Annotated in this window: 23 protein-coding genes; 8 read left to right on the top strand and 15 right to left on the bottom strand. The window is 69.8% G+C overall.

Annotated elements, in window-relative coordinates; genetic code table 11:
• Positions 1 to 31: 31 nt before the first annotated feature.
• From V2S04_RS05650 to V2S04_RS05630, 5 genes are all read right to left on the bottom strand, one after another.
• Positions 32 to 640: a DUF305 domain-containing protein gene (locus V2S04_RS05650; RefSeq protein WP_053548207.1), complete on the bottom strand. Its 609-nt coding sequence runs from the start codon at positions 638 to 640 to the stop codon at positions 32 to 34.
• A gap of 90 nt (positions 641 to 730) precedes the next feature.
• Positions 731 to 1162 carry a DUF6153 family protein gene (locus tag V2S04_RS05645; RefSeq protein ID WP_413637464.1) on the bottom strand — a complete coding sequence of 144 codons (432 nt, stop codon included), beginning with the start codon at positions 1160 to 1162 and terminating at the stop codon, positions 731 to 733.
• 62 nt (positions 1163 to 1224) lie between these two features.
• A complete protein-coding gene (locus V2S04_RS05640) occupies positions 1225 to 3354 on the bottom strand; it encodes a heavy metal translocating P-type ATPase (protein WP_053548205.1) in 2130 nt (709 codons plus the stop codon).
• A gap of 56 nt (positions 3355 to 3410) precedes the next feature.
• The gene (locus tag V2S04_RS05635) at positions 3411 to 3734 is read right to left on the bottom strand and encodes a heavy-metal-associated domain-containing protein (RefSeq protein ID WP_155048972.1); all 324 of its coding nucleotides are present in this window, start codon (positions 3732 to 3734) and stop codon (positions 3411 to 3413) included.
• Between the two features lie 32 nt (positions 3735 to 3766).
• Complete coding sequence (locus V2S04_RS05630; RefSeq protein WP_053548254.1) at positions 3767 to 4048, bottom strand: metal-sensitive transcriptional regulator; 282 nt, start codon at positions 4046 to 4048, stop codon at positions 3767 to 3769.
• Between the two features lie 217 nt (positions 4049 to 4265).
• Between V2S04_RS05630 and cmtR the strand changes: the two genes are divergently transcribed.
• The 4 genes from cmtR to V2S04_RS05610 are packed head-to-tail and all read left to right on the top strand — an operon-like array spanning position 4266 to position 7670.
• Positions 4266 to 4625 (top strand): Cd(II)/Pb(II)-sensing metalloregulatory transcriptional regulator CmtR, encoded by a 360-nt coding sequence (gene cmtR / locus V2S04_RS05625; protein WP_053548253.1) that lies wholly within the window; start codon positions 4266 to 4268, stop codon positions 4623 to 4625.
• Entirely contained in the window at positions 4622 to 6526 is a 1905-nt protein-coding gene (locus V2S04_RS05620; protein WP_413637463.1) for a heavy metal translocating P-type ATPase, read from the top strand. Before cmtR ends, V2S04_RS05620 begins: the two co-directional genes overlap by 4 nt.
• Positions 6523 to 7074 carry a signal peptidase II gene (locus tag V2S04_RS05615; protein WP_082334722.1) on the top strand — a complete coding sequence of 184 codons (552 nt, stop codon included), beginning with the start codon at positions 6523 to 6525 and terminating at the stop codon, positions 7072 to 7074. Before V2S04_RS05620 ends, V2S04_RS05615 begins: the two co-directional genes overlap by 4 nt.
• Positions 7071 to 7670 (top strand): cadmium resistance transporter, encoded by a 600-nt coding sequence (locus V2S04_RS05610; RefSeq protein ID WP_053548203.1) that lies wholly within the window; start codon positions 7071 to 7073, stop codon positions 7668 to 7670. The genes V2S04_RS05615 and V2S04_RS05610 overlap by 4 nt, the downstream gene beginning before the upstream one ends.
• 214 nt (positions 7671 to 7884) lie before the next feature.
• On the opposite strand, the gene paaI is transcribed toward V2S04_RS05610, so the two are convergent.
• The 5 genes from paaI to V2S04_RS05585 are packed head-to-tail and all read right to left on the bottom strand — an operon-like array spanning position 7885 to position 13141.
• Positions 7885 to 8265: a hydroxyphenylacetyl-CoA thioesterase PaaI gene (gene paaI, locus V2S04_RS05605; RefSeq protein ID WP_413637461.1), complete on the bottom strand. Its 381-nt coding sequence runs from the start codon at positions 8263 to 8265 to the stop codon at positions 7885 to 7887.
• Positions 8266 to 8270: 5 nt separating this feature from the next.
• A complete protein-coding gene (gene paaZ, locus V2S04_RS05600; protein ID WP_413637460.1) occupies positions 8271 to 10352 on the bottom strand; it encodes a phenylacetic acid degradation bifunctional protein PaaZ in 2082 nt (693 codons plus the stop codon).
• Positions 10349 to 11203: a 3-hydroxyacyl-CoA dehydrogenase family protein gene (locus V2S04_RS05595; RefSeq protein WP_099195655.1), complete on the bottom strand. Its 855-nt coding sequence runs from the start codon at positions 11201 to 11203 to the stop codon at positions 10349 to 10351. Before V2S04_RS05595 ends, paaZ begins: the two co-directional genes overlap by 4 nt.
• Entirely contained in the window at positions 11200 to 11958 is a 759-nt protein-coding gene (locus V2S04_RS05590; protein WP_413637459.1) for an enoyl-CoA hydratase/isomerase family protein, read from the bottom strand. Before V2S04_RS05590 ends, V2S04_RS05595 begins: the two co-directional genes overlap by 4 nt.
• Positions 11951 to 13141, bottom strand: a complete 1191-nt coding sequence (locus V2S04_RS05585) for a thiolase family protein (protein ID WP_413637458.1) — start codon at positions 13139 to 13141, stop codon at positions 11951 to 11953. The genes V2S04_RS05590 and V2S04_RS05585 overlap by 8 nt, the downstream gene beginning before the upstream one ends.
• Before the next feature lie 217 nt (positions 13142 to 13358).
• Here V2S04_RS05585 and dhaK point away from each other — a divergent pair, with 217 nt between their 5' ends.
• The 3 genes from dhaK to ptsP are packed head-to-tail and all read left to right on the top strand — an operon-like array spanning position 13359 to position 17547.
• Positions 13359 to 14351: a dihydroxyacetone kinase subunit DhaK gene (gene dhaK / locus V2S04_RS05580; RefSeq protein WP_413637457.1), complete on the top strand. Its 993-nt coding sequence runs from the start codon at positions 13359 to 13361 to the stop codon at positions 14349 to 14351.
• Positions 14352 to 14410: 59 nt separating this feature from the next.
• Complete coding sequence (dhaL, locus tag V2S04_RS05575; RefSeq protein WP_413637456.1) at positions 14411 to 15058, top strand: dihydroxyacetone kinase subunit DhaL; 648 nt, start codon at positions 14411 to 14413, stop codon at positions 15056 to 15058.
• A complete protein-coding gene (gene ptsP / locus V2S04_RS05570; RefSeq protein WP_413637455.1) occupies positions 15055 to 17547 on the top strand; it encodes a phosphoenolpyruvate--protein phosphotransferase in 2493 nt (830 codons plus the stop codon). The genes dhaL and ptsP overlap by 4 nt, the downstream gene beginning before the upstream one ends.
• A gap of 16 nt (positions 17548 to 17563) precedes the next feature.
• On the opposite strand, the gene V2S04_RS05565 is transcribed toward ptsP, so the two are convergent.
• Genes V2S04_RS05565 through pdhA form a run of 3 tightly spaced genes read right to left on the bottom strand, consistent with a single transcriptional unit; the run spans position 17564 to position 21152 of the window.
• A complete protein-coding gene (locus V2S04_RS05565; protein WP_413637454.1) occupies positions 17564 to 18976 on the bottom strand; it encodes a dihydrolipoamide acetyltransferase family protein in 1413 nt (470 codons plus the stop codon).
• Positions 18973 to 20055 carry an alpha-ketoacid dehydrogenase subunit beta gene (locus tag V2S04_RS05560; protein ID WP_413637453.1) on the bottom strand — a complete coding sequence of 361 codons (1083 nt, stop codon included), beginning with the start codon at positions 20053 to 20055 and terminating at the stop codon, positions 18973 to 18975. The genes V2S04_RS05565 and V2S04_RS05560 overlap by 4 nt, the downstream gene beginning before the upstream one ends.
• Entirely contained in the window at positions 20052 to 21152 is a 1101-nt protein-coding gene (gene pdhA / locus V2S04_RS05555; RefSeq protein ID WP_413637452.1) for a pyruvate dehydrogenase (acetyl-transferring) E1 component subunit alpha, read from the bottom strand. Before pdhA ends, V2S04_RS05560 begins: the two co-directional genes overlap by 4 nt.
• A 156-nt stretch (positions 21153 to 21308) precedes the next feature.
• Here pdhA and V2S04_RS05550 point away from each other — a divergent pair, with 156 nt between their 5' ends.
• A complete protein-coding gene (locus V2S04_RS05550) occupies positions 21309 to 21749 on the top strand; it encodes an Lrp/AsnC family transcriptional regulator (RefSeq protein WP_413637451.1) in 441 nt (146 codons plus the stop codon).
• On the opposite strand, the gene V2S04_RS05545 is transcribed toward V2S04_RS05550, so the two are convergent.
• Together V2S04_RS05545 and V2S04_RS05540 are read right to left on the bottom strand one after the other, a co-directional pair.
• On the bottom strand, positions 21733 to 22386 hold the full coding sequence (locus V2S04_RS05545; protein WP_413637449.1) for an HAD-IA family hydrolase: 654 nt from the start codon (positions 22384 to 22386) through the stop codon (positions 21733 to 21735). The genes V2S04_RS05550 and V2S04_RS05545 overlap by 17 nt on opposite strands.
• A 19-nt stretch (positions 22387 to 22405) precedes the next feature.
• On the bottom strand, positions 22406 to 23812 hold the full coding sequence (locus V2S04_RS05540) for an amidase (RefSeq protein ID WP_413637447.1): 1407 nt from the start codon (positions 23810 to 23812) through the stop codon (positions 22406 to 22408).
• Positions 23813 to 23990 lie beyond the last annotated feature (178 nt).

Below are 23990 nucleotides of genomic sequence, written 5' to 3'. Positions count from 1 at the left end.
CGAACGTTTCAGGGCCCGCCCGAGTCGGGTCCTAGAGCTGTTCCAGGAGTTCCTGCATTGTGGCGATCTCTGCGGTCTGATCGTCGATCACTTGCTGGGCGAGGTCGAGGACGTCCGGGCTCTGCGCGTCGTCAAGGGCAGTTTGCGCCATGTCGACGGCACCTTCGTGGTGCACGATCATCTGTTCGAGGAACAGACGGCTGGCCTCGGCGGCGTCTGCGTTCTCCAGCAGGGTCATGTCTTCTTCGGACATCATGCTGTCGTCACCGCCCATTGACCCATGGTCCATGCCGCCCATGGAGTCAGGGTCGTAGTCCACGCCCCAGTCTTCGAGCCATCCGAGCATCTTGTCGATTTCGGGACCCTGCGCTGCTTTGATCTGTTCGGCGAGCTCGACCACGCGTGGGTCTGCCCCGTCCTTGGCGAGCAGGATGTCGGCCATCTCGATGGCCTGCTGGTGATGCGGGATCATCATCGTGACGAACATCTCATCCGCCTCAGTCGCCTGTGAGGTCGACGACGACTGCGACGGGGAGGTGGTCTCGCTGGACGGCGCGGTGCCGCTGTCCGCGCAGCCGCTGAGCGCCAGCGCGAGTGTCAGAATGCCGGTGCTGACAGCGAGGGCGATCTTCTTGTTCATGATTGTTCCTTCGATAAGTCGTATGAGGGTTCGCAAATAACGGCGCCAGGCGGCGCCACGAAACCGACCGCTCGGGTCGGCGGCGACTACTCAGGTGCGACTTATCGAAAGGAACGTGAGCGAGGGAGCCCGCGGAAAAACACCGGTCGCACCCCATCTCACCAGGCTCATCGCTTGGTGAAGGGGCAGGCCGCGACCGTGGATCAGCGTCGGAGGAAGCAGCAGCAGGAGGCCGGCGAGTAGCGCGAGCACGCAGGCCGTCAGCATGTCGTTGTGGCCCTGGTCGGGCCCGGTGCTTACGTGACAGGGCCCATCGCAGGCGGTGCCCATCACGTCAGGGGCGTGCTCATCGCCGGCTGCGGATGTTGAGTGGGTGAGCCCGGGCGATCCGTGCCCGGCTGGTTCGGCGGTGAAGGTGTGCATGGCCAGCAGCCCGACGATGACCATGAGCGTGGCCGCGCCGAGCATCAACAGCGCGCGCAGCGACAGCTGCGGGCGTGCGCTGCGAAACGCGACATGCATGCGGGGACCCTCCACTCTGCTCAGGATGCTAACACCGCAGACTATGCGCCTCTGATTCCCGGCTACGTGCCCGTCACCGCGTCCGGGCGCAGATCCAGTCGGCGCAGCAGCTGTGCATTGAGGGCGACCACGATGGTCGACAGAGACATCAGCAGCGCACCCACTGACATGGGCAACACGAACCCGATCGGGGCGAGCACGCCGGCCGCGAGGGGGACGGAGAGCAGGTTGTAGCCGGCGGCCCACCAGAGGTTCTGTTTCATCTTCCGGTAGCTGGCCCGCGACAGCTCGATCACCGACAGCACCGAACGGGGGTCGTCGCTGGCGAGAATGACGCCCGCGGACGCGATCGCGACATCCGTTCCCGCGCCGATGGCGATACCGACGTCGGCCTGCGCGAGCGCGGGGGCATCGTTGACACCGTCTCCAACCATCGCGACCTTGCGGCCTTCGCCCTGAAGCTCTTTCACCTTCGAGGCCTTGTCCTCCGGTCGGACCCCGGCGAAGTAGCGGTCGATGCTGAGTTCGCTCGCGACCGAGGCGGCAACCGCGTCGGCGTCACCGGTGATCATGACCACCTGCACGCCGCGCTCATGGAGGGCGTCGACGGCGTGACGCGACTCCGAGCGGATCTCATCCGCCAAACGCAGCGCTCCGGCGACCTGGCCGTCGACGAGCACGTGGAGGATGATCGCCCCCTCATCGCGCCATTCGTCGGCGACCGGCAGCTCGGAGGCGTGCTCCTGCTCGAGCATGTACGGGCCACCGACCTGCACGATGCGTCGATCGACACGTGCACGCACCCCAACCGCCGGGGAAGATTCGAAGTCGGAGGAGGAATAGACCGTGAGAGTCTTCTCCTTCGCCGCGTTCACGATCGCGCGAGCGAGCGGGTGCTCGGAGTCTGCTTCCGCGGCCGCCGCCCACGCCAGCAACTGATCAGGGTCGGTTCCGGAGACGGGGTCGATCGCGGTCACAGCGGGAGTGCCCTTGGTGAGCGTGCCGGTCTTGTCGAACAGGACGGTATCGACGGTGCGCATGCTCTCCAGCGCGAGACGATCCTTGATCAGAACGCCTCCACGCGCGGCCCTCTCGGTCGCGATCGACACGACGAGCGGAATCGCCAGGCCCAGAGCGTGCGGGCAGGCGATTACCAGCACGGTGATCGTGCGGATCACTGCGGCGTCGGGCAGGCCGACGACCGTCCAGACGATCGCGGTGATGGCGGCAGCGCCGAGTGCGAACCAGAACAGCCACCCTGCCGCCTTGTCTGCGAGTCGCTGCGCTCGTGAGGATGAGTTCTGCGCCTCGGTCACCAGTTTCTGGATCCCGGCGAGAGCAGTGTCTTCACCGATTGCGGTGATCTCGACCCGGACCCCGGAATCGGTGGCGACGGTGCCGGCGATGACTTGGTCGCCGTCGCTGCGACGTACCGGGCGCGATTCGCCGGTGATCATCGACTCGTCCATGCTGGCCGAGCCCTGCACGATCCTCCCGTCCGCGGGCACCCGCCCACCCGGGCGCACCACCACGATGTCACCCACCTGCAGATCAGACGGGGCGACCGTCACGGTCGTATCTCCCTCGATCTTCTCCGCCTCGTCGGGCAGCAACGCAGCCAGGGAATCCAACGCTGAGGTCGTCTGTGCGAGCGAACGCATTTCTATCCAGTGACCGAGCAGCATGATCACGATTAGCAGCGCCAGCTCCCACCAGAAGTCCAGCTCGTGATGCAGCAGCCCGAGGCTCGCACCCCAGGATGCGAGGAACGCCACAGTGATCGCCAGGGCGATCAGCAGCATCATGCCGGGCTTACGGGCACGCAGCTCGCTCACCGCGCCGGTGAGGAACGGGGCACCACCCCACACGTACATGACCGTCCCGAGAACCGGGGATACCCACCCGATCCACGCGGCCTCCGGCAGCGGGTACCCGAGCAGCATCGAGAACATCATCGAGAACCCGACAACAGGGACCGCGAGGATCAGCATGATCCAGAACAATCGCCGGAACTGGCCCACGTGATCGCCGTGGCCGGCGTGGCGGGCGTGGCCCTCGTGACCGCTGTGACCGGCGTGTTCTTGAGGAGCGCCGTGATCGTGGCTCATCGCCGCGTGGTCATGCTGCGCTGTCGGCGCACCGCCGTGATTCTCGTGTCCAGTGTGATGGGTGTGTTCGTCGTGCTGGCTCATCGGAAACCCTTGCTCGGATGCGCCCGGGGATGACCCGGGCGCGGACGGATAGTGGGTCAGGCGTGACCGGTCGCGAGGCTGTAGCCGGCCTCTTCGACCGCAGCCCTCACGGCAGCGGGATCGACAGGGGATGCGCTGTGGATCGTCACTCGGGACGGGCCGCCAGTGTTCAGGTCGACGGTGACGGACGCGACACCGTCCAGGGCGCTCAGTTCCTCACTGACGCTCGACACACAGTGTGAGCACGTCATCCCGGTGACCAGGACATCCTCCGAGACCGGGGTCGTGACAGGAGTGGATGCTTCGGTGTTCGATGGAGCGGCGCAGCACGCGCAACCAGCGTTCGCGTCCTTCAGTCCAAGTTCGATGCGGTCAGTCATGGTGAGTTCCTCCCAAGTAGTTTGACGAGTGGTTATGAACGGACCAGGCGAGCGATGGCATCGTTTGCTTCGCGGACCTTCTCCGCGGCAACCTCGCCACCCTCAGCGCTTGCCTGGGCGACGCAATGACTCAGATGGTCGCTGAGAAGCGACAACGCCACAGTTTCAAGCGCCTTCGTGGCCGCAGCGACCTGCGTCAGGATGTCGATGCAGTACTTGTCCTCATCGACCATCCGAGAGATACCCCGCACCTGACCCTCAACCCGACTCAATCGCTTACGCAGATCCGCCTTGTTGTCGGTGTAACCGTTCATGCTCACAAGATACCCCCTAGGGGTATCCAACTCAACGGGTGCCGGTCTATTCCCGAAAGGCAGCCTCGATACCCGGGTCGTCTTTGGCGCCGCCGGCCAGGCGTCGACGATGCCGGAAGTGATGCCCGCCCAGGCGAGCGTCTCGAACCGGTGGAAGCCGTTTGAGGATGCATGAAGACGGCGGTAAACTGTACATCGCACAATGTATAGTCATAGTATGCTGACTATTTCAGATCGACTTGACGTGATGAACCGGCTCGGGCGGGCGATGGCTGACCCTACTCGTTCGCGCATCCTGCTGACCCTTCTTGACGGACCGAGCTACCCGGCGGTGTTGTCTCGGGAGCTGGGGCTGTCTCGTTCCAACGTCTCGAATCACCTGACGTGTTTGCGCGGGTGCGGGATCGTGGTGGCTGAGCCCGAGGGGCGGCAGACTCGCTACGAGGTCGCAGACCCACACCTTGCCCGCGCCTTGACGGCGCTGGTTGACGTGACGCTCGCGGTCGATGAGAGTGTGCCGTGCATGGACCCGGACTGTGGGGTCGAAGGATGCGTGGCGGGGGAGTTGCGGGCGTGAGCTCGGTCACGGGTTCGCACGTCGAGCATGTCGACCTCGACGACGATGATGACGATGACCGGCCGTGGTACCGGAGCCCGGGCGTTCTTATCCCGATTTTCTCCGGCGTGGTGTTCGGCGCCGGCCTGGTGTGCGAGTGGACCGGCGCAGAGGCCGCGGGCCTGGTGCTGTTCTGGGTGGCTCTGTTGTTGGGTGCGTCGACTTTCGTTCCGGGTGCGCTGCGCAAGCTGTTCGCGAAGCGAAAGCTCGGGATCGGACTGTTGATGACGATCAGCGCTACCGGTGCAGTCATCCTCGGCTACGTCGAGGAAGCCGCGGCGTTGGCGTTCCTGTACTCCATCGCGGAAGCGCTGGAGGACAGGGCCATGGACCGTGCACGCGCGGGCTTGCGGGCGTTGTTGAAGCTCGTACCCGAAACCGCACTCGTCAAGAGAGGCGACGCGACGTCCGAAGTGGAGGCGAAGGATCTGCGCGTGGGAGACGTGCTCGTGGTGCGCCCGGGTGAACGGGTAGCTACAGACGGGATTGTGCGGACTGGGCGGAGCAGCCTGGATACCTCAGCGATCACGGGCGAGTCGATCCCGGTCGACGTCGATCCCGGCAACGAAGTCTCTGCCGGGTCGATCAACACCACAGGCGTTCTCGAAATCGAGGCGACCGCTGCTGGCACCGACAACTCGCTGACGACGATCGTCGAGCTGGTCGAGCAGGCGCAAGCTGAGAAGGGCGACCGGGCGCGACTGGCTGACCGGATCGCCCGTCCTCTCGTTCCCGGAGTGATGATCCTCGCGGTTCTGGTCGGTGTGCTCGGTTCGCTCCTGACTGGCGATCCTGAGCTGTGGATCACCCGCGCCTTGGTCGTGCTGGTCGCCGCGTCCCCGTGCGCCCTGGCGATCGCTGTTCCGCTCACCGTCGTAGCCGCGATCGGTGCAGCATCGAAGTTTGGTGTGGTGGTGAAGTCCGGGGCCGCGTTCGAGAGGTTTGGTGGGATCCGCCATCTCGCTGTCGACAAGACCGGCACCCTGACCCGCAATGAGCCGACCGTGGCCCGCGTCGTCACCGTCGCGGGGACGACCGAGGACGATGCGCTCGCGTGGGCGGCGAGCTTGGAGGGTCACAGTACGCACCCCCTGGCTGCTGCGATCACCACCGCCGTTTCCGAGGCCCGAACCGCGGAGGCCGTCAGTGAGACTGCCGGACACGGCATCTCTGGCACGCTCGACGGTGCCCGTATCGCGGTGGGTAGCCCGCGCTGGCTGGACGCCGGTTCGCTGGACGGCGAGGTGCAGGCAATGGAATCCGAGGGGATGACTGTGGTTATCGTGCACCGCAACGACCAGCCTGTTGGCGCGGTAGGAGTGCGTGATGAGCTGCGCCCTGAAGTTCCCGATGTCATCGCAACCCTCACCCGACGTGGAATCGCGGTGACAATGCTCACCGGCGACAACGCTCGCACCGCCGCAGCTCTGGCCGCACAGGCCGGGATCAGCGATGTGCGCGCCGAGCTACGCCCCGAGGATAAAGCTGCCGCTGTCGCAGCACTGTCGAAGTCGCAACCCACGGCCATGATCGGGGACGGCATCAACGACGCCCCCGCGCTGGCTTCCGCGGACTTGGGAATCGCGATGGGAGCGAAGGGCGCGGATGCCGCGATCGAGTCGGCCGATGTTGCGTTCACTGGACATGACCTGCGCCTTATCCCGCAGGCACTGGAACACGCACGCCGTGGCCGCAACATCATCAATCAGAACGTTGTGCTGTCCATCGCGATCATCGCGGTGCTGTTGCCCTTGGCGATTACCGGATACCTAGGTCTGGCAGCCGTCGTCCTTGTTCACGAGGTCGCAGAGGTTGTCGTTATCCTCAACGGGCTCCGAGCGGCGCGACGGAGAAAGGCATGACCCGGCCCGATGACGGAATCACTCTCGGCAGAGCCACTCGTGGGGACGCGACGAGTTCGCCCGACCGAGCGTCCGCGCGAAGCCGATTGCTGCGGTTCCTACTCGCAGTAGGTGTCGCAGCGGTCGCCGTCTGGGTCGACCAAGGCACGAAGGCACTCGCCCTTGCACGGCTCAGCGAGGCCGACCGAGTCCCCATCCTCGGAGACTGGCTCGGGCTGCAGCTCGCGTTCAACCCTGGCACCGTGATGTCTCTCGGCGCCGACGCGACCTGGCTCCTGACCGTCTTGGCCGCTGCCGCATCCATCGCGCTGCTCATCGCCGCGACGCGCGCCCGAACGGCTGGGTGGGCGATCGCGATCGGACTCCTGTGGGGAGGCGCGGTTGGCAACCTGCTGGACCGCTTGCTCGCTCCGCCCGGATTCGGTCGCGGTCACGTCACCGACTTCCTGGCCTACGGCAACCTCTTCATCGGCAACCTTGCCGACGTCATCCTCGGCGTCGGCGTGGGACTTGGCTTGTTGCTCTATCTCCGGAAAGCGAACACATGATTCTCTCTGTCCTCCAAGCGATCGGTCTGTTCCTAGCCACGAACATCGACGACATCATCGTGTTGTCCCTATTCTTCGCCCGCGGCGCGGGGCAACGCGGCACGACAACTCGAATCCTGGCGGGTCAGTACCTGGGATTCGTCGGCATTCTCGGCGCTGCCGTACTCGTTTCCCTCGGCGCCGGAGCCTTCCTTCCGCCCGAGGTCATTCCATACTTCGGCCTCATCCCGCTGGCGTTAGGACTATGGGCAGCTTGGCAAGCATGGCGCCGCCGGCACGACGATGACGACGATGAGGCGAAGATCGAAGGCAAGAAGGTTGCTGTCTGGGCCGTAGCTGGGGTCACCTTCGCTAACGGCGGTGACAACATCGGCGTCTACGTCCCCGTTTTCCTCAACGTCGGACCCGCGGCGGTGGTCGCATACTGCGTCGTGTTCCTCGCGCTCGTTGCTGTGCTCGTCATCGTGGCCAAGTTCATCGCCACGCGACGTCCGATCGCCGAGATCTTGGAACGTTGGGAACACGTCCTGTTCCCCCTCGTCCTCATCGGGCTCGGTGTATTCATCCTGATCAGCGGAGGAGCATTCGGGCTCTGAGACCGGCGCAACAACGTCAAACAGGCTGACTGCCCCCTGCCGTAAACGATCGTTTTCGGCCGGGTCGACGACCTCCCTCGGCAGAGGCGCGACACGCCACGCCTCGACCCACCGTAACCCCCTGCCGAAACCGAATCGACCAAAACCCGTCGCGCAGCGTTTTCGGCAGCACGCGCGAAGACCTCGATCGAACACGGCCACGGCACGGCAGCCGTCAGCCGACGACGCGGCTCGTCGTCGTCGAGCGTCCGCGGAATTCCGCCACCACGTCATCCGTCTCATCGCGCACGGTCACGTCGTACAGGCCGGTGCGGCCGCTGACCGTGCGCCGCACAGCGTCCGCCCGCAGCGTCTGACCAGCGGTCGTCGACTTCAGGAACACGATGTCGGCGCCGGCGGCGACGGTCACCCGCTCGTCTTCGTTGCAGGCGATCGCGAACGCCGTGTCGGCGAGCGCGAACACCATCCCGCCGTGGGTGATCGCGAAGCCGTTGAGCATGTCGTCGCGCACGAGCATCGAGACGACGGCGCGGCCCGGCTCGTCGACCTCGACCACCATGCCGAGCATCGCCGACGCCGCATCGCGCCGCATCATCTCCCTCACACCGACACGACCTCCGCCGCCGGCTGCTTGCTGACCAGGGTCAGCACGTCGTAGGTCGCGACGATCTCGTCGTCCTGGTTGCGGATCACCGCATCCCAGCGCACCTCGCCGTACTCGTCGGTCTCACGCGGGGTGATCTGCTTGGCCGTCAGCGCGACCCGGATGCTGTCGCCGGGCGACACCGGAGTGATGAAGCGCAGGTTCTCGAGCCCGTAGTTGGCCAGCACCGGCCCCGGCTCGGGGTCGACGAACAGCCCGGCAGCCCACGACACGAGCAGATAGCCGTGCGCCACTCGACCCGGGAAGAACGGGTTGGCCGCCGCAGAGTCCTCGTCCATGTGGGCGTAGAACGTGTCACCGGTTAAGTGCGCGAAGGTCTCGATGTCGTCGAGCGTCACCTCACGGGCATCCGACACCACCTGGTCGCCGATGCGCAGCTCGGCCAGCGACTTGCGGAACGGATGCCGGTCGCCGGCACTCGTCGCCGCACCCGCGTGCCATACGCCGGTCAGCGCGGTGAGCATCTCGGGCGACCCCTGCACCGCCGTGCGCTGCATGTGGTGCAGCACGGCGCGGATGCCGCCGAGCTCCTCTCCGCCGCCGGCGCGACCGGGGCCGCCGTGCACGAGGCCGGGCAGGGGAGAGCCGTGCCCGGTCGATGACCGCGCATCGTCGCGGTCGAGCAGCAGCATCCGGCCGTTGAACGGCGCGATGCGCGTCGCCAGCTCGACCGCCTGCGCGGGGTCGTGCGTCGCGATGCTCGTGACGAGCGACCCGCCACCGCGGGCGACCAGATCCGCGGCCTCGGCCGTGGTGGAATACGTGAGCAGCGACGAGACGGGCCCGAACGCCTCGACGTCGTGCACCGCCTCGGCGCTCGCATCGTCGAAACGCAGCAGCAGCGGCGCCACGAAGGCGCCGTCCGGCGCGGGCCCCGTCGACCCGTCGGAATGCCGCACGGCCGGGACATCGGTTGTGCCGACGACGACCCGGCCCCCGGCATCCTGCAGCCTCTGCACCTGACGCAGCACCTCGTCACGCTGCGCCATCGACGCCAGCGGACCCATCGTCACGCCCTCGGCGCGCGGATCGCCGAGCACCGTCTTGTCGGCGATGCGCGTGCGCACGGCGTCGACCACATCGTCCGCAAGCGACGCCGGAACGATCGCGCGGCGGATCGCGGTGCACTTCTGACCCGCCTTGGTGGTCATCTCGACAACGAGCTGACGCACGTACGCGTCGAACTCCGGCGTGCCTGCCACGGCGTCCGTGCCGAGCACCGAGGCGTTGATCGAGTCGGTTTCGGCGGTGAAGCGCACCCCGCCGGTCTGCACGGCCTCGTGCCGCCGCAGCGACTCCGCGGTCGAGGCGCTGCCGGTGAACCCCACCAGATCGCCGAGTCGCAGATGATCGAACAGGTCCGGCACGCTGCCGCTGACCAGCTGCAGCGATCCCTCGGGCAGCAGCCCCGACTCGACCAGGATGCGCACCATCGCCTCGGCGAGGTACCCGGTCGGCGTGGCCGGCTTCACCACCGTCGGCATGCCGGCCAGGAAGGCGGGGGCGAACTTCTCGAGCGACCCCCACACCGGGAAGTTGAACGCGTTGATCTGCACCGCGACCCCCGGCAGGGTCGTGTACACGTGACGGCCGAGAAAGCTGCCGTCCTTCGACAGCGGCTCCACCGGACCGTCGACATGCACGCGGCTGTTCGGCAGCTCGCGCCGGCCCTTGCCCGAGTACGAGAAGAGCACCCCGATGCCGCCGTCGATGTCGACCCACGAGTCGCCCTTCGTCGCGCCCGTGCGGGCCGACAGGGCGTACAGCTCGTCTTTGCGCCCGGTCAGCGCGAGCGCGAACTGCTTCAGCAGCACGGCGCGCTGATGGAAGGTCAATCCCGCGAGCGAAGAATGACCCGTCGTGCGCGCGTAGTCGAGTGCGCCGGCGAGATCGAGGCCCTCGGTCGAGACCCGCGTGACGACCTCGCCGGTCGACGCGTCGCGCACCTCGGTTCCCTTCGCATCGGCGGCGGGAGTCCACCACGCGCCTTGGACGTAGCTCGGCAGGAAATCGGTCATCTCTCCTCGTTCCACACGTAGAACCCCTCGCCGCTCTTGCGGCCCAGCTTTCCGGCATCCACCATCTGCCGCAGCAGCCGCGGCGGCTCGAACCGCGGCCCGAGCTCTCGCGCGAGCTCCTCGGCGATGCCGAGGCGCACGTCGAGCCCGACGACGTCGGTCGTGCGCAGCGGCCCCATCGGATGCCGATACCCGAGCTCCATGGCCGCGTCGATGTCTGCGGCGTCGCCGACGCCCTCCTCGAGCATCCGGATCGCCTCCAAGCCCAGCAGCACGCCGAGGCGGCTCGACGCGAAACCGGGGGAGTCGCGGATCACCACCGGCGTTTTGCGCAGGGTGGCGACCCATTCGCGCGCGGCGTCGACGACGGAGCGCTCGGTGCGTGACCCGACGACGAGCTCCACGAGCTTCGATGCCGGCACGGGATTGAAGAAGTGCAGCCCGAGGAACCGCTCGGGCCGCTCGAGGGAGGCGGCGAGCTCGTCGATCGAGATCGACGACGTGTTCGTGGCGAGCACGGCGTCGTGCGCGACGATCTGCTCGATGTGCGCCAGCGCCTCGGCTTTCAGGGTGCGATCCTCGGGTACGGCCTCGATGACCAGGTCGACGCCCGCGAAGGTGACGGGGTCGGTGTGCACGGCGAACGACTCGATCACCGGGCGCGGCTCGACGAGGTCGCCACGGCGCACGGAGTTCTCGATGCTCGCCAGCACGCGCGTCCGCGCGGCGTCGGCGGAGCGCTCGTCGCGCTCGACCAGCCGCACCCGCGCGCCGGCCAGCAGGAAGGCGTGTGCGATGCCGGCGCCCATGCGCCCGCCGCCCAGCACGCCCACGGTTCCGGGAACGCTCATCGGCTCTCCTTCTCGGCACGTGTCGCGCGGCGCTCGAGGAACGCCGTCATGCGCCGGTGCTTCTCGTCGCTGTCGAACAGCTCGGCCTGCAGCTCGAGCTCGATGGCCGGATGCTGGTCGACGGGCGCCAGGAGCGCGCGCTTGGTGAGCTCGGTGGCCCTGGCGCCGTTCGCGCAGATGCGGTCGGCGATCGCGTTCGCTGCGGCGAGCAGGTCGCCCGGCTCGTGCAGCGACGACAGCAGCCCCCACGCGAGGGCCTCGTCGGCGTCGATGATCCTGCCGGTGAGCAGCAGCTCGCTCGCTCGGGCGTGCCCGATGATCTCGGGAAGGCGCCAGGTGGCGCCCGCGGCGGCGATGATGCCGAGCCCCGTCTCGGGGTTGCCGATGCGCACCCGCGGTGTGCCGATGCGGATGTCCGCGGCGTAGGCGAGCTCGGCGCCGCCACCCAGGGCGTAGCCGTCGACGGCCGCGATCACCGGCATCGGCAGCTCGCGGATGCGACGGAAGACGGTCGAGTTGATCCCGCGCCGCGCGTCGTCGGCGGTGCGGTCGCGCAGCTGGCGGATGTCGGCACCCGAGGCGAAGACGCCGCCGGCGCCGGCGATGATGAGCACCCGCGGCGCGCTCTCGAGCTCGGCGCACACCGCATGCAGCTCGTCGACCATGACCTGGTCGATGGCGTTGCGCACGGCCGGACGATCGAGCACCACCAGCATCCGGTCGTCGCTCGTCTCGATCCGCAGCGCCTCAGCCATCGACCCGCTCCACGATCATCGCCGTGCCCTGCCCGACGCCCACGCACATCGTCGCCAGGCCATACCGCGCGCCCTCGCGCTCCATGCGCCCGAGCAGCGTGACGAGCAGGCGGGAGCCGCTGGATCCGAGCGGATGCCCCAGCGCGATCGCCCCGCCGTCGGCGTTGACGATCTCGGGATCGAGACCGAGGCGTCGGATGCACGCCAGCGACTGCGAGGCGAACGCCTCGTTCAGCTCGACCGCGCCGATGTCCGCCACCGTGAGGCCCGCCTTCTGCAGCGCCTTCTCAGTGGCGGGAACCGGGCCGAGACCCATGATCTCCGGCGCCAGTGCGGCGGTGGCGGATGCCAGGATGCGCGCCCGCGGCCGCAGTCCGTGCCGGGCGACGGCATCCGCTCCCGCGACGACGATCGCGGAGGCGCCGTCGTTGAGCGAGCTGGCGTTGCCGGCGGTGACCACCTCGCCGCCCGCGACGACCGGCCGCAGTGCGGCCAGCGCCTCCAATGACGTCTCGCGGCGAGGGCCCTCGTCGGTGTCGACCATGCCGCGGCCGGTGTCGACCGCGACGATCTCGGCGGCGAGGCGGCCGGCGTCGATCGCAGCCAGCGCGCGTTCGTGGCTGCGCAGGGCGAAGGCGTCGGCGTCCGCTCGGCTGATCCCATCGATGTGCGCGACCTCCTCCGCCGTCTCGGGCATCGAGTACGTCGCCTTCTCGCGCGCCAGCAGGCGGGGGTTCGGGAAGCGCCACCCGATCGAGGTGTCGTAGCTGTCGCCCGGCTTGCCCCACGCGCGCTGCGGCTTGGCCTGCACCCACGGCGCACGGGTCATCGACTCGGCCCCGCCCGCGACCATCACATCGGCATCCCCGGCACGGATCGCCTGCGACGCCAGGGCGATCGCCGTCATCCCCGATGCACACAGGCGGTTGACGGTGAGACCGGGAACCGTGTCGGGCAGGCCGGCCAGCAGCACGGCCATCCGGGCGACGTTGCGGTTGTCCTCACCGGCCTGGTTCGCCGCCCCGAGGATGACCTCGTCGATGGCATCCGTCGGCACCCCCGCGCGGGCGACCACCTCGCCGACGACGAGTGCGGCGAGATCGTCGGGCCGAACACTGGCCAGGGCGCCGCCGTACCGGCCGACCGGCGTGCGCGCGCCGTCGACGAGATAGGCGTCGGACATCGTCATCCTCTCGATCGCAGGCCGGATCCATTACAGACCGATCGTTCAGGAATACGATTCCAGATCGCGGAGCCGATGGCAACCGCGGCGCCCTGCGGCCAGGCAGGCCGGGGCGTCAGGATCGATCTTGACAACGGCAGAGGGGCCGAGCAGATTCGACGGTGACGGAGGATTTTCCCGCCCAGGACCAGCCCCGAGGATCGAAGGAGATCGCAGCATGAAGAAGCTCATCAACAAGCCCGAGGACGTGCTCGTCGAATCGCTGCGAGGAGTGGCCGCCGCGCATCCCGAGCTGTCGGTCGACCTCGAGACGCACGTGATCACCCGCGCGACGCCGAAGGAGCAGGGCAAGGTCGCCGTCGTCTCGGGCGGCGGGTCGGGCCACGAGCCGCTGCACGGCGGCTATGTCGGCGTCGGGATGCTCGATGCCGCGGTGGCCGGTGAGGTGTTCACCTCGCCGACGCCCGACCGCGTGCAGGCCGCGACCAAGGCGGTCGACCGCGGCGCCGGCGTGCTGCACATCGTGAAGAACTACACCGGCGACGTGCTGAACTTCGAGATGGCGGCAGAGCTCGCCGAGATGGACGGCATCGAGGTCGGCACCGTGGTCGTCGACGACGATGTCGCCGTGCAGGACTCGCTCTACACCGCCGGGCGTCGCGGTGTCGGCCTGACCGTGCTGCTGGAGAAGATCGTCGGCGCCGCGGCCGAAGAGGGGCAGGACCTCGCAGCCGTCGTCGCGCTCGCGCAGAAGGTCAACGGCCAGGGTCGCTCGATGGGCATGGCTCTGACGAGCTGCACGGTGCCCGCCGCGGGCAAGCCCACCTTCGACCTGCCGGCCGACCAGATGGAGATCGGCATCGGCATCCACGGCGAGCCCGGCCGGCACCGCGAGCCGCTCGCCCCGGCAGCCGACATCGCTCGGCAGCTCGTCGAGCCGATCGTCGCCGACCTCGATTTCGCCGGCCCCGCGATCGTCATGCTCAACGGCATGGGAGCGACGCCGCAGATCGAGCTGTATCTGATGTACGCCGAGGTCGCCGCGCTGCTCGAGAAAGCGGGCGTGCGGATCGTGCGCAACCTCGTCGGCAACTACATCACCTCGCTCGACATGGCCGGCTGCTCGGTCACGGTGCTGAAGGCCGACGACGAGATCCTGCGGCTGTGGGATGCCCCTGTCGTCACCCCGGGCCTGCGCTGGGGTGCCTGACCGCGCCGCTCATCCTTCGCTGACACCGACACCCGACCGACCCGCCCTCAGGAGCACGCATGACCTCGACGATCGACACCGCCGGCCTGCACGACTGGATCTCGCGCTTCGCCGCCGCCATGAACGACAAGCGCGACTGGCTGACCGAGCTCGACTCCGCCATCGGCGACGCCGACCACGGTGCCAACATGGCCCGCGGCATGACCGCGGTCGTCGACAAGCTCGGCGCCGCTGTGCCCGAGACGATCGACGAGCTGCTCAAGGGCGTCGGGATGACACTGGTCAGCTCGGTCGGCGGTGCGAGCGGACCCTTGTACGGCACGTTCTTCCTGCGCATGGGCATGACCGCGGGGGCTGTGTCGTCGCTCGATGCCGCGGGCCTCGCGGGGGCGCTGCGCGCCGGAGTGGACGGCGTCGTGGCGCGCGGCAAGCCCGAGGCGGGAGACAAGACGATGTACGACGCGCTGGCGCCCGCCGTCGACGCGCTGGACTCGGCCCTCGCCGACGGGTCCGACCTGAGTGCGGCGCTGTCTGCCGCGGCCGAGGCGGCCGCCGCCGGGCGCGACGCGACCGTGCCGCTCGTCGCCCGCAAGGGCCGGGCGAGCTACCTCGGCGACCGCAGCGCCGGCCACCTCGACCCCGGCGCGGCATCGTCGGCGATCCTGTTCGAGACGCTCGCCGCGGCGGCGCGCGGCGCCGACGGATGATCGGCGTCGTCGCCGTCTCCCACAGCGCCCGACTCGGAGAGGCGGCTCTGGAGCTCGCCCTGCAGATGGTGCATGGCGGCGCGCCGGTGCGCGTGGCTGCGGGGGCGGGCACCGACGGCGACGGCACGCCGATCCTCGGGACGGATGCCATGGCCGTGGCCTCCGCGATCGACGAGCTGGCCGCCGAGTGCGACGGCGTGCTCGTGCTCATGGATCTCGGCTCTGCGGTGATGAGCGCCGAACTCGCCCTCGAGCTGCGCTCGAGCGACGCGCCGGTGCGGCTGGCGCCCGCTCCCTTCGTCGAGGGGCTGCTGGCGGCGGTGGTCGCGGCGGCCGCCGGCGGATCACTCGACTCCGTCGCGCAGGAGACCATGGCGGCGCTCGCTGCGAAGACCGCTCAGCTGCAGGACGACGCGGAGTCCGTGGCGGGCGCGCCTGTGTCTCCCGCCCCGGAGCCGACCGAGGCGCCTCGCGTCACCCGGACGGTGCGCGTGCGCAACCCGCTCGGCATCCATGCCCGCCCCGCCGCGCTGATAGCCACGACGGCGGGCGGGGCCGACGTGCGCCTGCGCCGACTGCCCGACGGGCCCGAGGCCGCCGCGGGGAGCCTGAGCAGTCTGCTCGTGCTCGGCGCGCACCAGGGAGACGAGGTCGAGCTCTCGGCGCCGGAGGAGGCGGTGCTGGCCGCTCTCGCGGCGCTCTTCGATGACGGATTCGGCGAGGGCGTCGAGGGTGATCAGGCCCCCGGGGCGGAGCCCGCCCCGCCGCAGCCGGCACCTGTCCAGCCCGAACCCGCCCGGCCCGCAGCTGCAGCAGAACCCGCCCCGCCCGTCACGCCGGGGACGGTGCTGCGCGGTCGCGGCGTCAGCGCCGGTGTCGCCGCGGCATCCGTCGTCGTCCTCGCGCCCCCGCTGACCGAGCCCGACTCCGCCGTGGTGGTCGCCGACGCGGATCGGGAGGCCGAGGCATCCCGCGTCCGGCAGGCCGCCACCGCCGTCGCCGACGATCTGGCAGCTCGTGCCTCCGCCGCGACCGGGCAGGCGCGCGCCATCCTGGATGCCTCGCGCCTGCTCGCCGCCGATCCCGAGCTGATCGCCCAGGCGTCGGCCCTCGTCCGCCGCACCGGCCGCAGCGCCGCGCGGGCAGTGTGGGAGGTCGCGTCGTCACAGCAGCAGGCGCTGCAGTCGCTGGGTGGACGAACGGCCGAGCGGGGCGCCGACGTGCGTGACGTCCGCGATCGCATCGTCGCCGAACTGCTCGGGCTCGACATTCCCGGCGTGCCCCGCCGCGACGACCCGTTCGTGCTCGCCGCGCACGATCTGGCCCCGGCCGACACCGCGGCGCTCGCGGGCGGCGCCTGCGTGGCGCTCGTCACCGAGCAGGGTGGGCCGACCTCGCACACCGCGATCATCGCCCGAGCGCTGGGGCTGCCCGCGGTCGTGGGCGTCGCAGAGGCGTCCCGCATCCCCGACGGTGCGGTGGTGCTCGTCGACGGCGATCGCGGCACGGTCGAGATCGACCCGGATGCGCAGCGAATCGAGGCGGCGAGGCACGCGGCGGTCATCGCCCCGTTCGACGGGCGGGGCCGGCTCGCCGACGGGACGCCGGTGACGCTGCTCGCCAACGTCGGCGGCGCGAGCGACGCCGAGGCGGCAGCGGCCGCAGGCGCCGAGGGCGTCGGGCTGTTCCGCACCGAGTTCTGCTTCCTCGACCGCGTCGACGCCCCCACGATAGCCGGGCAGGTGACGGCCTACCGCGGGGTCCTCTCGGCCTTCGCCGGGCGCCGCGTGGTCGTGCGCACGCTCGACGCCGGCAGCGACAAGCCGCTGCCGTTCGCCAACGCGGACGACGAGCCGAATCCGGCGCTCGGCGTGCGGGGCCTTCGCCTCGCTCGCCGGAACCCCGCCCTGCTCGATGACCAGCTGCGCGCGCTGGCCGAGGCTGCGTCAGCCGAATCCGTGCGCGTGGACGTCATGGCGCCGATGGTCGCCACCGTCGACGAGGCGCGCGACTTCGCGGCGCGTGCCCGGGCCGCCGGCCTCGAGCGGGCGGGCGTGATGATCGAGACGCCGTCGGCGGCCATCCTCGCGGCCGAGGTGCTTGACGTCGTCGATTTCGTCAGTCTCGGCACTAACGACCTGGCCCAGTACACGCTCGCCGCAGACCGGCTCCTCGGTGAGCTGGGCGATCTGAACGACGCGTGGCAGCCGGCGGTGCTGCGTCTGATCGGCATGGTCGGCTCGGCCGGGCGTGTGACGGACCGATCGGTCGGAGTGTGCGGCGAGGCTGCCGCAGACCCGGCGATCGCGCCCGTGCTCGTGGGCCTCGGAGTCACCAGCCTGTCGATGGCGCCGCGAGCGCTCGGGCGGGTGGCGGCGGCGCTCGCCGCGGTGACGCCCGAGCAGTGCCGCGCGGCCGCTGAGGCGGCCGCGGGCGCGGCGACGGCAGCCGAGGCGCGCGCGGTGGCAGCAGACGCACTCGCGCGCTGACCCCGGCGGTGCCGGCTCAGAGGCTGCCGAACGCCCGCAGCGGATGCTCGATCAGCTCGGCCACGCGGCGCAGGAACCCGGCGGCGTAGCCGCCGTCGCAGACGCGGTGATCGAACACCAGCGACAGCTGGGTGATGCGCCGTGCGACGATCTGCCCCTCGACGACCCAGGGCCGTTCGATCATGCGCCCGATGCCGAGGATCGCGACCTCGGGATGGTTGATGATCGCAGCCGACCCGTCGACCCCGAGGCTGCCGTAGTTGTTGAGGGTGAAGGTCGATCCGCGCAGTCGGTCGGCGGGCATCCGTCCCGCTCGCGCCGTTTCGGCGAGCTCGCGCAGCTGGGCGTCGAGCTCGTCGACGCTCAGCTCGTGTGCCCGGGTGACGACGGGCACCATCAGGCCGCGCGGGGTGTCGGCGGCGACGCCCAGGTTCACGCCGTCGAAGCTCACGATCTCCGACGCGTCGTCGCTGAGACGTGACGCGAGCAGCGGATGCTCCGCCAGGGCCATCAGGGTGAACCGTGCGACGAGGGCGGTGAGCGACGGGGCCTTCCCGCCCTTCGGCGCCATGTGCGAGCGTGCATCCCACAGCTCGGTCGCGTCGACATCGACCCACACCGTCGCCTCGGGGATCTCGGCGCGGCTGCGGCTCAGCGTGGCGCTGATCGCCTTGCGCATCGGCGAGAGCCGCTCGCGGGACGCGACGCCGAGGCCGTCGACCGTCTCGCCGGTGGCAGGTGATGCCTGGGTCTGAACGCCCTCGAGCGCGTTCGCCGCACGCAGCACGTCGGCCCGGGTGACGGCGCCGTCGGCACCGGTCGCCTCGATGCTGCGCACATCCACCCCGAGGTCGCGCGCCAGTCGCCGCACGATCGGGGAGCGCACCGCGACCGTGCGCTGCTGCCCTGCGTCGACAGCACGGGACGTCGGCGAGTGCACGGGGTGTTCGCGTGCAGGAGCCGTGCGCTCGGCGAGGTCCCGTGCTCTCGGCGAAGAAGGGGTGGGGTTGGGGGTGAGGGAGAGGCGGAGGGTGTCGGATGCCCGGGGGCGGCGGCGTCCGGATGCCGTGCGCTCGGTGGTGCCGTAGCCGATCAGCACGTTGCCCGAGCCGGCGCGCTCCTCGGTGCGATAGGCGTCCTTCTCGGTGGTCTCGGCCGGCTGCGAGTCGGCCGGGGGAGCGGCATCCGCCACCTCCAGCACCGGCGCGCCGACCTGCAGCACGTCGCCTGCCTCTCCGTGCAGCGCCGTGACGACGCCGGCGAACGGCGAGGGCAGCTCGACGACGCTCTTCGCCGTCTCGACCTCGGCGATTGCCTGATCGGTCGTGATCGTGTCGCCCACCGCCACGAGCCACTGCACCAGGCCCGCCTCGGTGAGACCCTCGCCGAGATCGGGCAGGCGGAACACCTGTGATGTCGCGGTGCTCATCGCGCACCCTCCTCGTCATCCGGGTAGAGCGAATCGATGGCATCCAGCACCCGATCCGCATCCGGCAGGTACCAGTGCTCGAACTTCGGCGGCGCGAACGGGGTGTCGAACCCGGTGACCCGACGCACCGGCGCCTCGAGGTGCTCGAAGCAGCGCTCGAACACGCGAGCCTGGATCTCGCTCGCGACGCTGACGTAGCCCGGCGCCTCGGCGACGACCACCGCACGACCGGTGCGGCGCACCGCGGCAGTCACCGCCTCGTCGTCGAACGGCGACAGCGAGCGCACATCGATGACCTGCACGCTGCGGCCCTCCTGCGCCGCGATCTCGGCGGCCTCGAGAGCCACGGGAACCATCGCGGCGTAGGCGATGACGGTCACGTCGTCCCCTTCGCGCGCGACGCGCGCCGTGCCGAGCTCCGCCGTGACCGAGGTGTCGACCTCGCCCTTCGTCCAGTACAGCTTCTTGGGCTCGAGGAAGATGACCGGGTCGGGGGAGGCGATCGCCGCGCGCAGCAGCGAGTACGCGTCCTGCGGGGTGGACGGCGAGACGACGGTGAGACCGGGCGTGTGCGCGTAGTACGCCTCGGACGAATCGCAGTGGTGCTCGACACCGCCGATGCCCCCGCCGAACGGGATGCGGATGACCAGCGGCATCCGGGTGGCGCCCCGAGTGCGATTGCCGAACTTCGCGACCTGGCTGACGATCTGCTCGAACGCCGGCAGAGCGAAGGCGTCGAACTGCATCTCGACGACGGGACGCATGCCGTTCATGGCCATGCCGACCGCGGTGCCGACGATGCCGGCCTCGGCGAGCGGGGTGTCGAAGCAGCGGTCGTCGCCGAAGCGCTCGGCGAGACCGTCGGTGATGCGGAAGACGCCGCCCAGCGCGCCGACGTCCTCGCCGTAGACGACCACAGCGGGGTCTTCCTGGATCGCGTCGGCGAGTGCACGGTTGAGAGCGCCGGCCATGGTCATGGTGCCGACGACATGATCGGGCGCGTGGAAACCGGATGCATCGCCGTCGGTCGTGGCTCGCGCGGGTGCGAGGCCGGTGTCCTGAGCCTGGCGAAGGGTCATGCTCGTCCTCCTGTCTCGGCCAGGGCATCCCGTTCGATCTCGCCCTGCAGCATCCGCCACTGCTCCTCGAGCTGCAGCGACCGCTGGGCGGTGACGAAGCGGAACAGATCCTCGGGGTCGAGGTCGGCTTCGGTGTTCAGCGCCGCGCGCAGCTCGGCGGCGATGCTCTCGGCGCCCGCCGCGATGCGCTGCTCGTCATCATCTGACAGCGCGCCCCGGGCGGCGAGGTGTGCGCGCAGCCGGGTCAGCGGATCGCGCTCGATCCACGCCTGCACCTCGTCGCGCTCGCGGTAGCGCGTGTCGTCGTCGGCGTTGGTGTGCGCCTGCATGCGGTAGGTGTGCGCCTCGACGAGCGACGGTCCACCGCCCGAGCGGGCGCGCTCGACCGCCTCGCCGAGCACCGCGAGCACGGCCGCCACGTCGTTGCCGTCGACGCGCTGCCCTGGCATCCCGTACCCGATCGCCTTGTGCGCGAGCGACGGCGCGGCGCTCTGGCGCGAGAGCGGCACCGAGATGGCGAACTCGTTGTTCTGCACGAAGAAGACCACGGGGGCGTGGAACACGGCGGCGAAGTTCATCGCCTCGTGGAAATCGCCCTCGCTGGTCGCGCCGTCGCCGCCCAGCGCCAGCACCACGGTGCTCTCGCCGCGGTGCCGAGCGGCCTGCGCGAAGCCGACGGCGTGCAGGAGCTGAGTGGCCAGCGGCGTCGCCTGAGGCGCCACGTGATGCTCGGCGGGATCGTACCCGCCGTGCCAGTCGCCGGCGAGCAGCACCATGGCATCCGCCGGAGCGACGCCGCGACCGATGATCGCGACGGCGTCGCGGTAGGTGGGGAAGAGCCAGTCGCCTTCGTCGAGCGCGAGAGCCGCGGCCACCTGACACGCCTCCTGCCCGTGCGACGACGGGTAGACCGCGAGTCGGCCCTGACGCACGAGCGCGCTGGCCTGATCGTTGATGCGCCTGCCCTCGACGAGCGCGCGGTAGGCGGTGCGCAGGCGCTCGATGTCGGGCGCGCGGTAGTGGGGGTCATCGACCGCCTCTCCGCGCGGGTCGATCAGACACACGGGGGTGTCGCGGGGGAGCAGCTCGTCTCGCATGGCCGGTTCGCCTTCCTTGCCGAACTTGGTTCCCTCAGCATGCCGCTGTCTCGTCAGTCGTCCAACCGATGACGTGGATCACTGAACGAATGCGCGGCTCTTGCGCCTGCAACAGTCAAAGTGTCAGGATGCTCTGACGAAACGAAAGGGCCTGATATGGCCGAGCTGGATGCCACGGATCACGCGATCCTCGCCGAGCTGCGCCGCGATGCGCGGGCGTCGATGACCCACATCGCCGAGAGCGTGCACATCTCGCGCGCGGGTGCGCACGCCCGCATCAGGCGACTCACCGAGTCCGGCGTCATCGCGGGGTACACGGTGCGCACCGACCCGGTGCAGCTCGGACACCACGCCTCCGCCTACGTGATGCTCGCCATCGAGCAGGCGAGCTGGCAGGAGGTGCAGACCCGGCTGCGCGCCATCCCCGAGGTCGAGCACATGGCTCTCGTGGGCGGCGACTTCGACGTGATCCTGCTCGTGCGTGCGAGCGATGCCCGTGACCTGCGTCGCATCGTGCTGGAGGACATCCAGGCGATCCCGTCGATCCGCTCGACACGCACCACCCTGATCTTCGAGGACTTCAGCCGGGAAAGCTGATCTCGAACCCGTCGTCGTCGGCCCTCACCCTCACCTGCGTCAGGTCGGGTACCACATGGGTCGCTCCGTGCAAGGCCGCGTGAGCGCCCACGCCCATCACGCGCATCCCAGCGGCGAGCCCCGCCTGCACGCCGGCCTCGGAGTCCTCGAAGACCACGCAGTCAGCCGGGGCGATGCCCAGCTGCGCCGCGGCCGTGAGGAACCCCTCGGGGTGCGGCTTCGAGTCTGTGACGCTCTCGGCGGTGATCGCGAGGGCGGGAACGGTGAGCCCGGCCGCCTGCATCCGCGCCGTCATCAGCGGCACGTTCGCGGAGGTGACGATCGCGTGCGGCAGATCACGGAGGGCGGCGAGGAACGCCGCGGCGCCGGCGATCTCGACCACGCCCTCGACATCGCCGCTTTCGCGGGCGAGCATCTCGTCGTTCTCGCGCAGGTTGATAGCGTGGTCGCGGTCGGGGAGCATGATCGCCATGCTCTGGTGCCCCTGCCGGCCGTGCACGGTCTGCAGCACGACGGCCGGGTCGAGCCCGTGCGGCTTCGCCCACTCCAGCCAGAGTCGCTCGACGACCGCCGTCGAGTCGACGAGGGTACCGTCCATGTCGAGCAGGACGGCGCGGGCGTGAAGGGTGGTGGGCATACGCCCAGCGTAGGCCGACTCATCGATGCCAGATGGCAGGCTGCGGCATCGGCCCCGCGAGAGCCTCCAGGCTCGCGGCGAGCGAGACGATCGCCGCCTCGCCGCCCGGCCGACCGATCAGCTGCACGCTGACCGGATGCCCCGACGCGTCGATCGTGACCGGGACGACGATCGCGGGAAGACCCGCCACGTTGACGAAGCTGCTGTACGGGGCATAGCGGACCTGCTGCGAGAACCCGCGCACCGGGTCGTCGCGGTCGAACCAGCCGATCCGCTGCGGCGGCAGTGCCAGTGCGGGAGTGAGCACGGCGTCGAACGGGTCGAACGCCGCGATCGTCTCCTGCTCGAACACCGATGCCGCAGCGAGAGCCTGCAGCACCTCTGATCCGGTCAGCCGGCGTCCCTCGCGCACGAGCCAGGCGGTGATCGGCTCGACGAGCTCCAGCTCCTCGTCGGTGAGTGTCATCCGGGCAGCGCTCGTGCGCCAGAGGGTGGTGAACAGCTCGGCGTAGCCGCGCGGATGCCACGGAAATCCGTCGACGCCGTGACCGGCATCCGAGAGCAGCGCCGCGGCGACGTCGACAGCGCGAGCAGCCTCGGCATCGAGACGGATGTCGTCGGCGTCGTCCCACGGGGAGACCGTGGTCACGCCGATCCGGGCGGGCGAGGGGGGCGTCGTCGCGGCCGAGAGGAACGGCCCCGACCCGGGAGCGCGCGTCGCGAACCGGTCCGGCCGTCCGGCGCACTGCACATCGAGCAGCAGCGCGGCATCCGCCACCGAACGCGCGATCGGCCCGGCCACCGGCAGCCCGCCCGGGCTGTCGAGGCCCGAGGCGAACGGCACGCGCCCGCGAGACGGCTTGATCCCGACCACGCCCACCGTCGCCGCCGGGATGCGGATCGAGCCGCCGCCGTCGGATCCCGGTGCGAGCGGGAGCAGGCCAGCGGCCACGGCCGCCGCGGCGCCGCCGCTGGAGCCGCCCGCGCCGTTGGCGGGATTCCAAGGATCGCGGGCCGGCGGACCGACCAGCGTCTCGGTGTACCCGGTCAGCCCGAACTCCGGTGTGCTGGTCTTGCCGAGGCTGATTCCGCCCGCCTCGTCGAGCACCGCCGCCTGATCCGCGGTCGTCGTCGGAACGTGATCGCGGTGAAGCCGCGAACCCGAGCGCATCGGCACGCCTGCGCGCGCGACGAGATCCTTGTCGGCGAAGGGCAGCCCCCACAGGGCACCCATCGGCTCGGTGCCGGTCAGGGCGGCCGCGCGAGCGCGCGCGGAATCGCCGGTGACCTCGACGAATGCGCCGACCTGTCCGTCGCACCGAGCGATGCGAACCAGGTAGTGGGCGACGAGTTCGGACGGAGAGAACGACCCGTCCCGCAGCCCGGCGAGCTGCTCGATCGCGCTCAGGTCATGCAGCTCGGTCATGGATCGAGCCTAGGCCGCCCGGCGTTAAGAATCCGGTTTCATGGCTCAGAGACAGTCTGTCGAGTTCTGCACACCCGAATCGTCCTGTCGCACCGGGCGCCGCGCTCTAGCCTGGATGAGGCGGACCCGCCTCCCTCATTCACCGCAGCGCCCGACCCGACGGCGCTCGAGAAGCATG

Origin of the sequence: Microbacterium sp. OR21, from assembly GCF_047306785.1 — a bacterium.
GTDB lineage: Bacteria > Actinomycetota > Actinomycetes > Actinomycetales > Microbacteriaceae > Microbacterium > Microbacterium esteraromaticum_E.
This window is presented reverse-complemented; position numbering and strand designations above follow the sequence as displayed.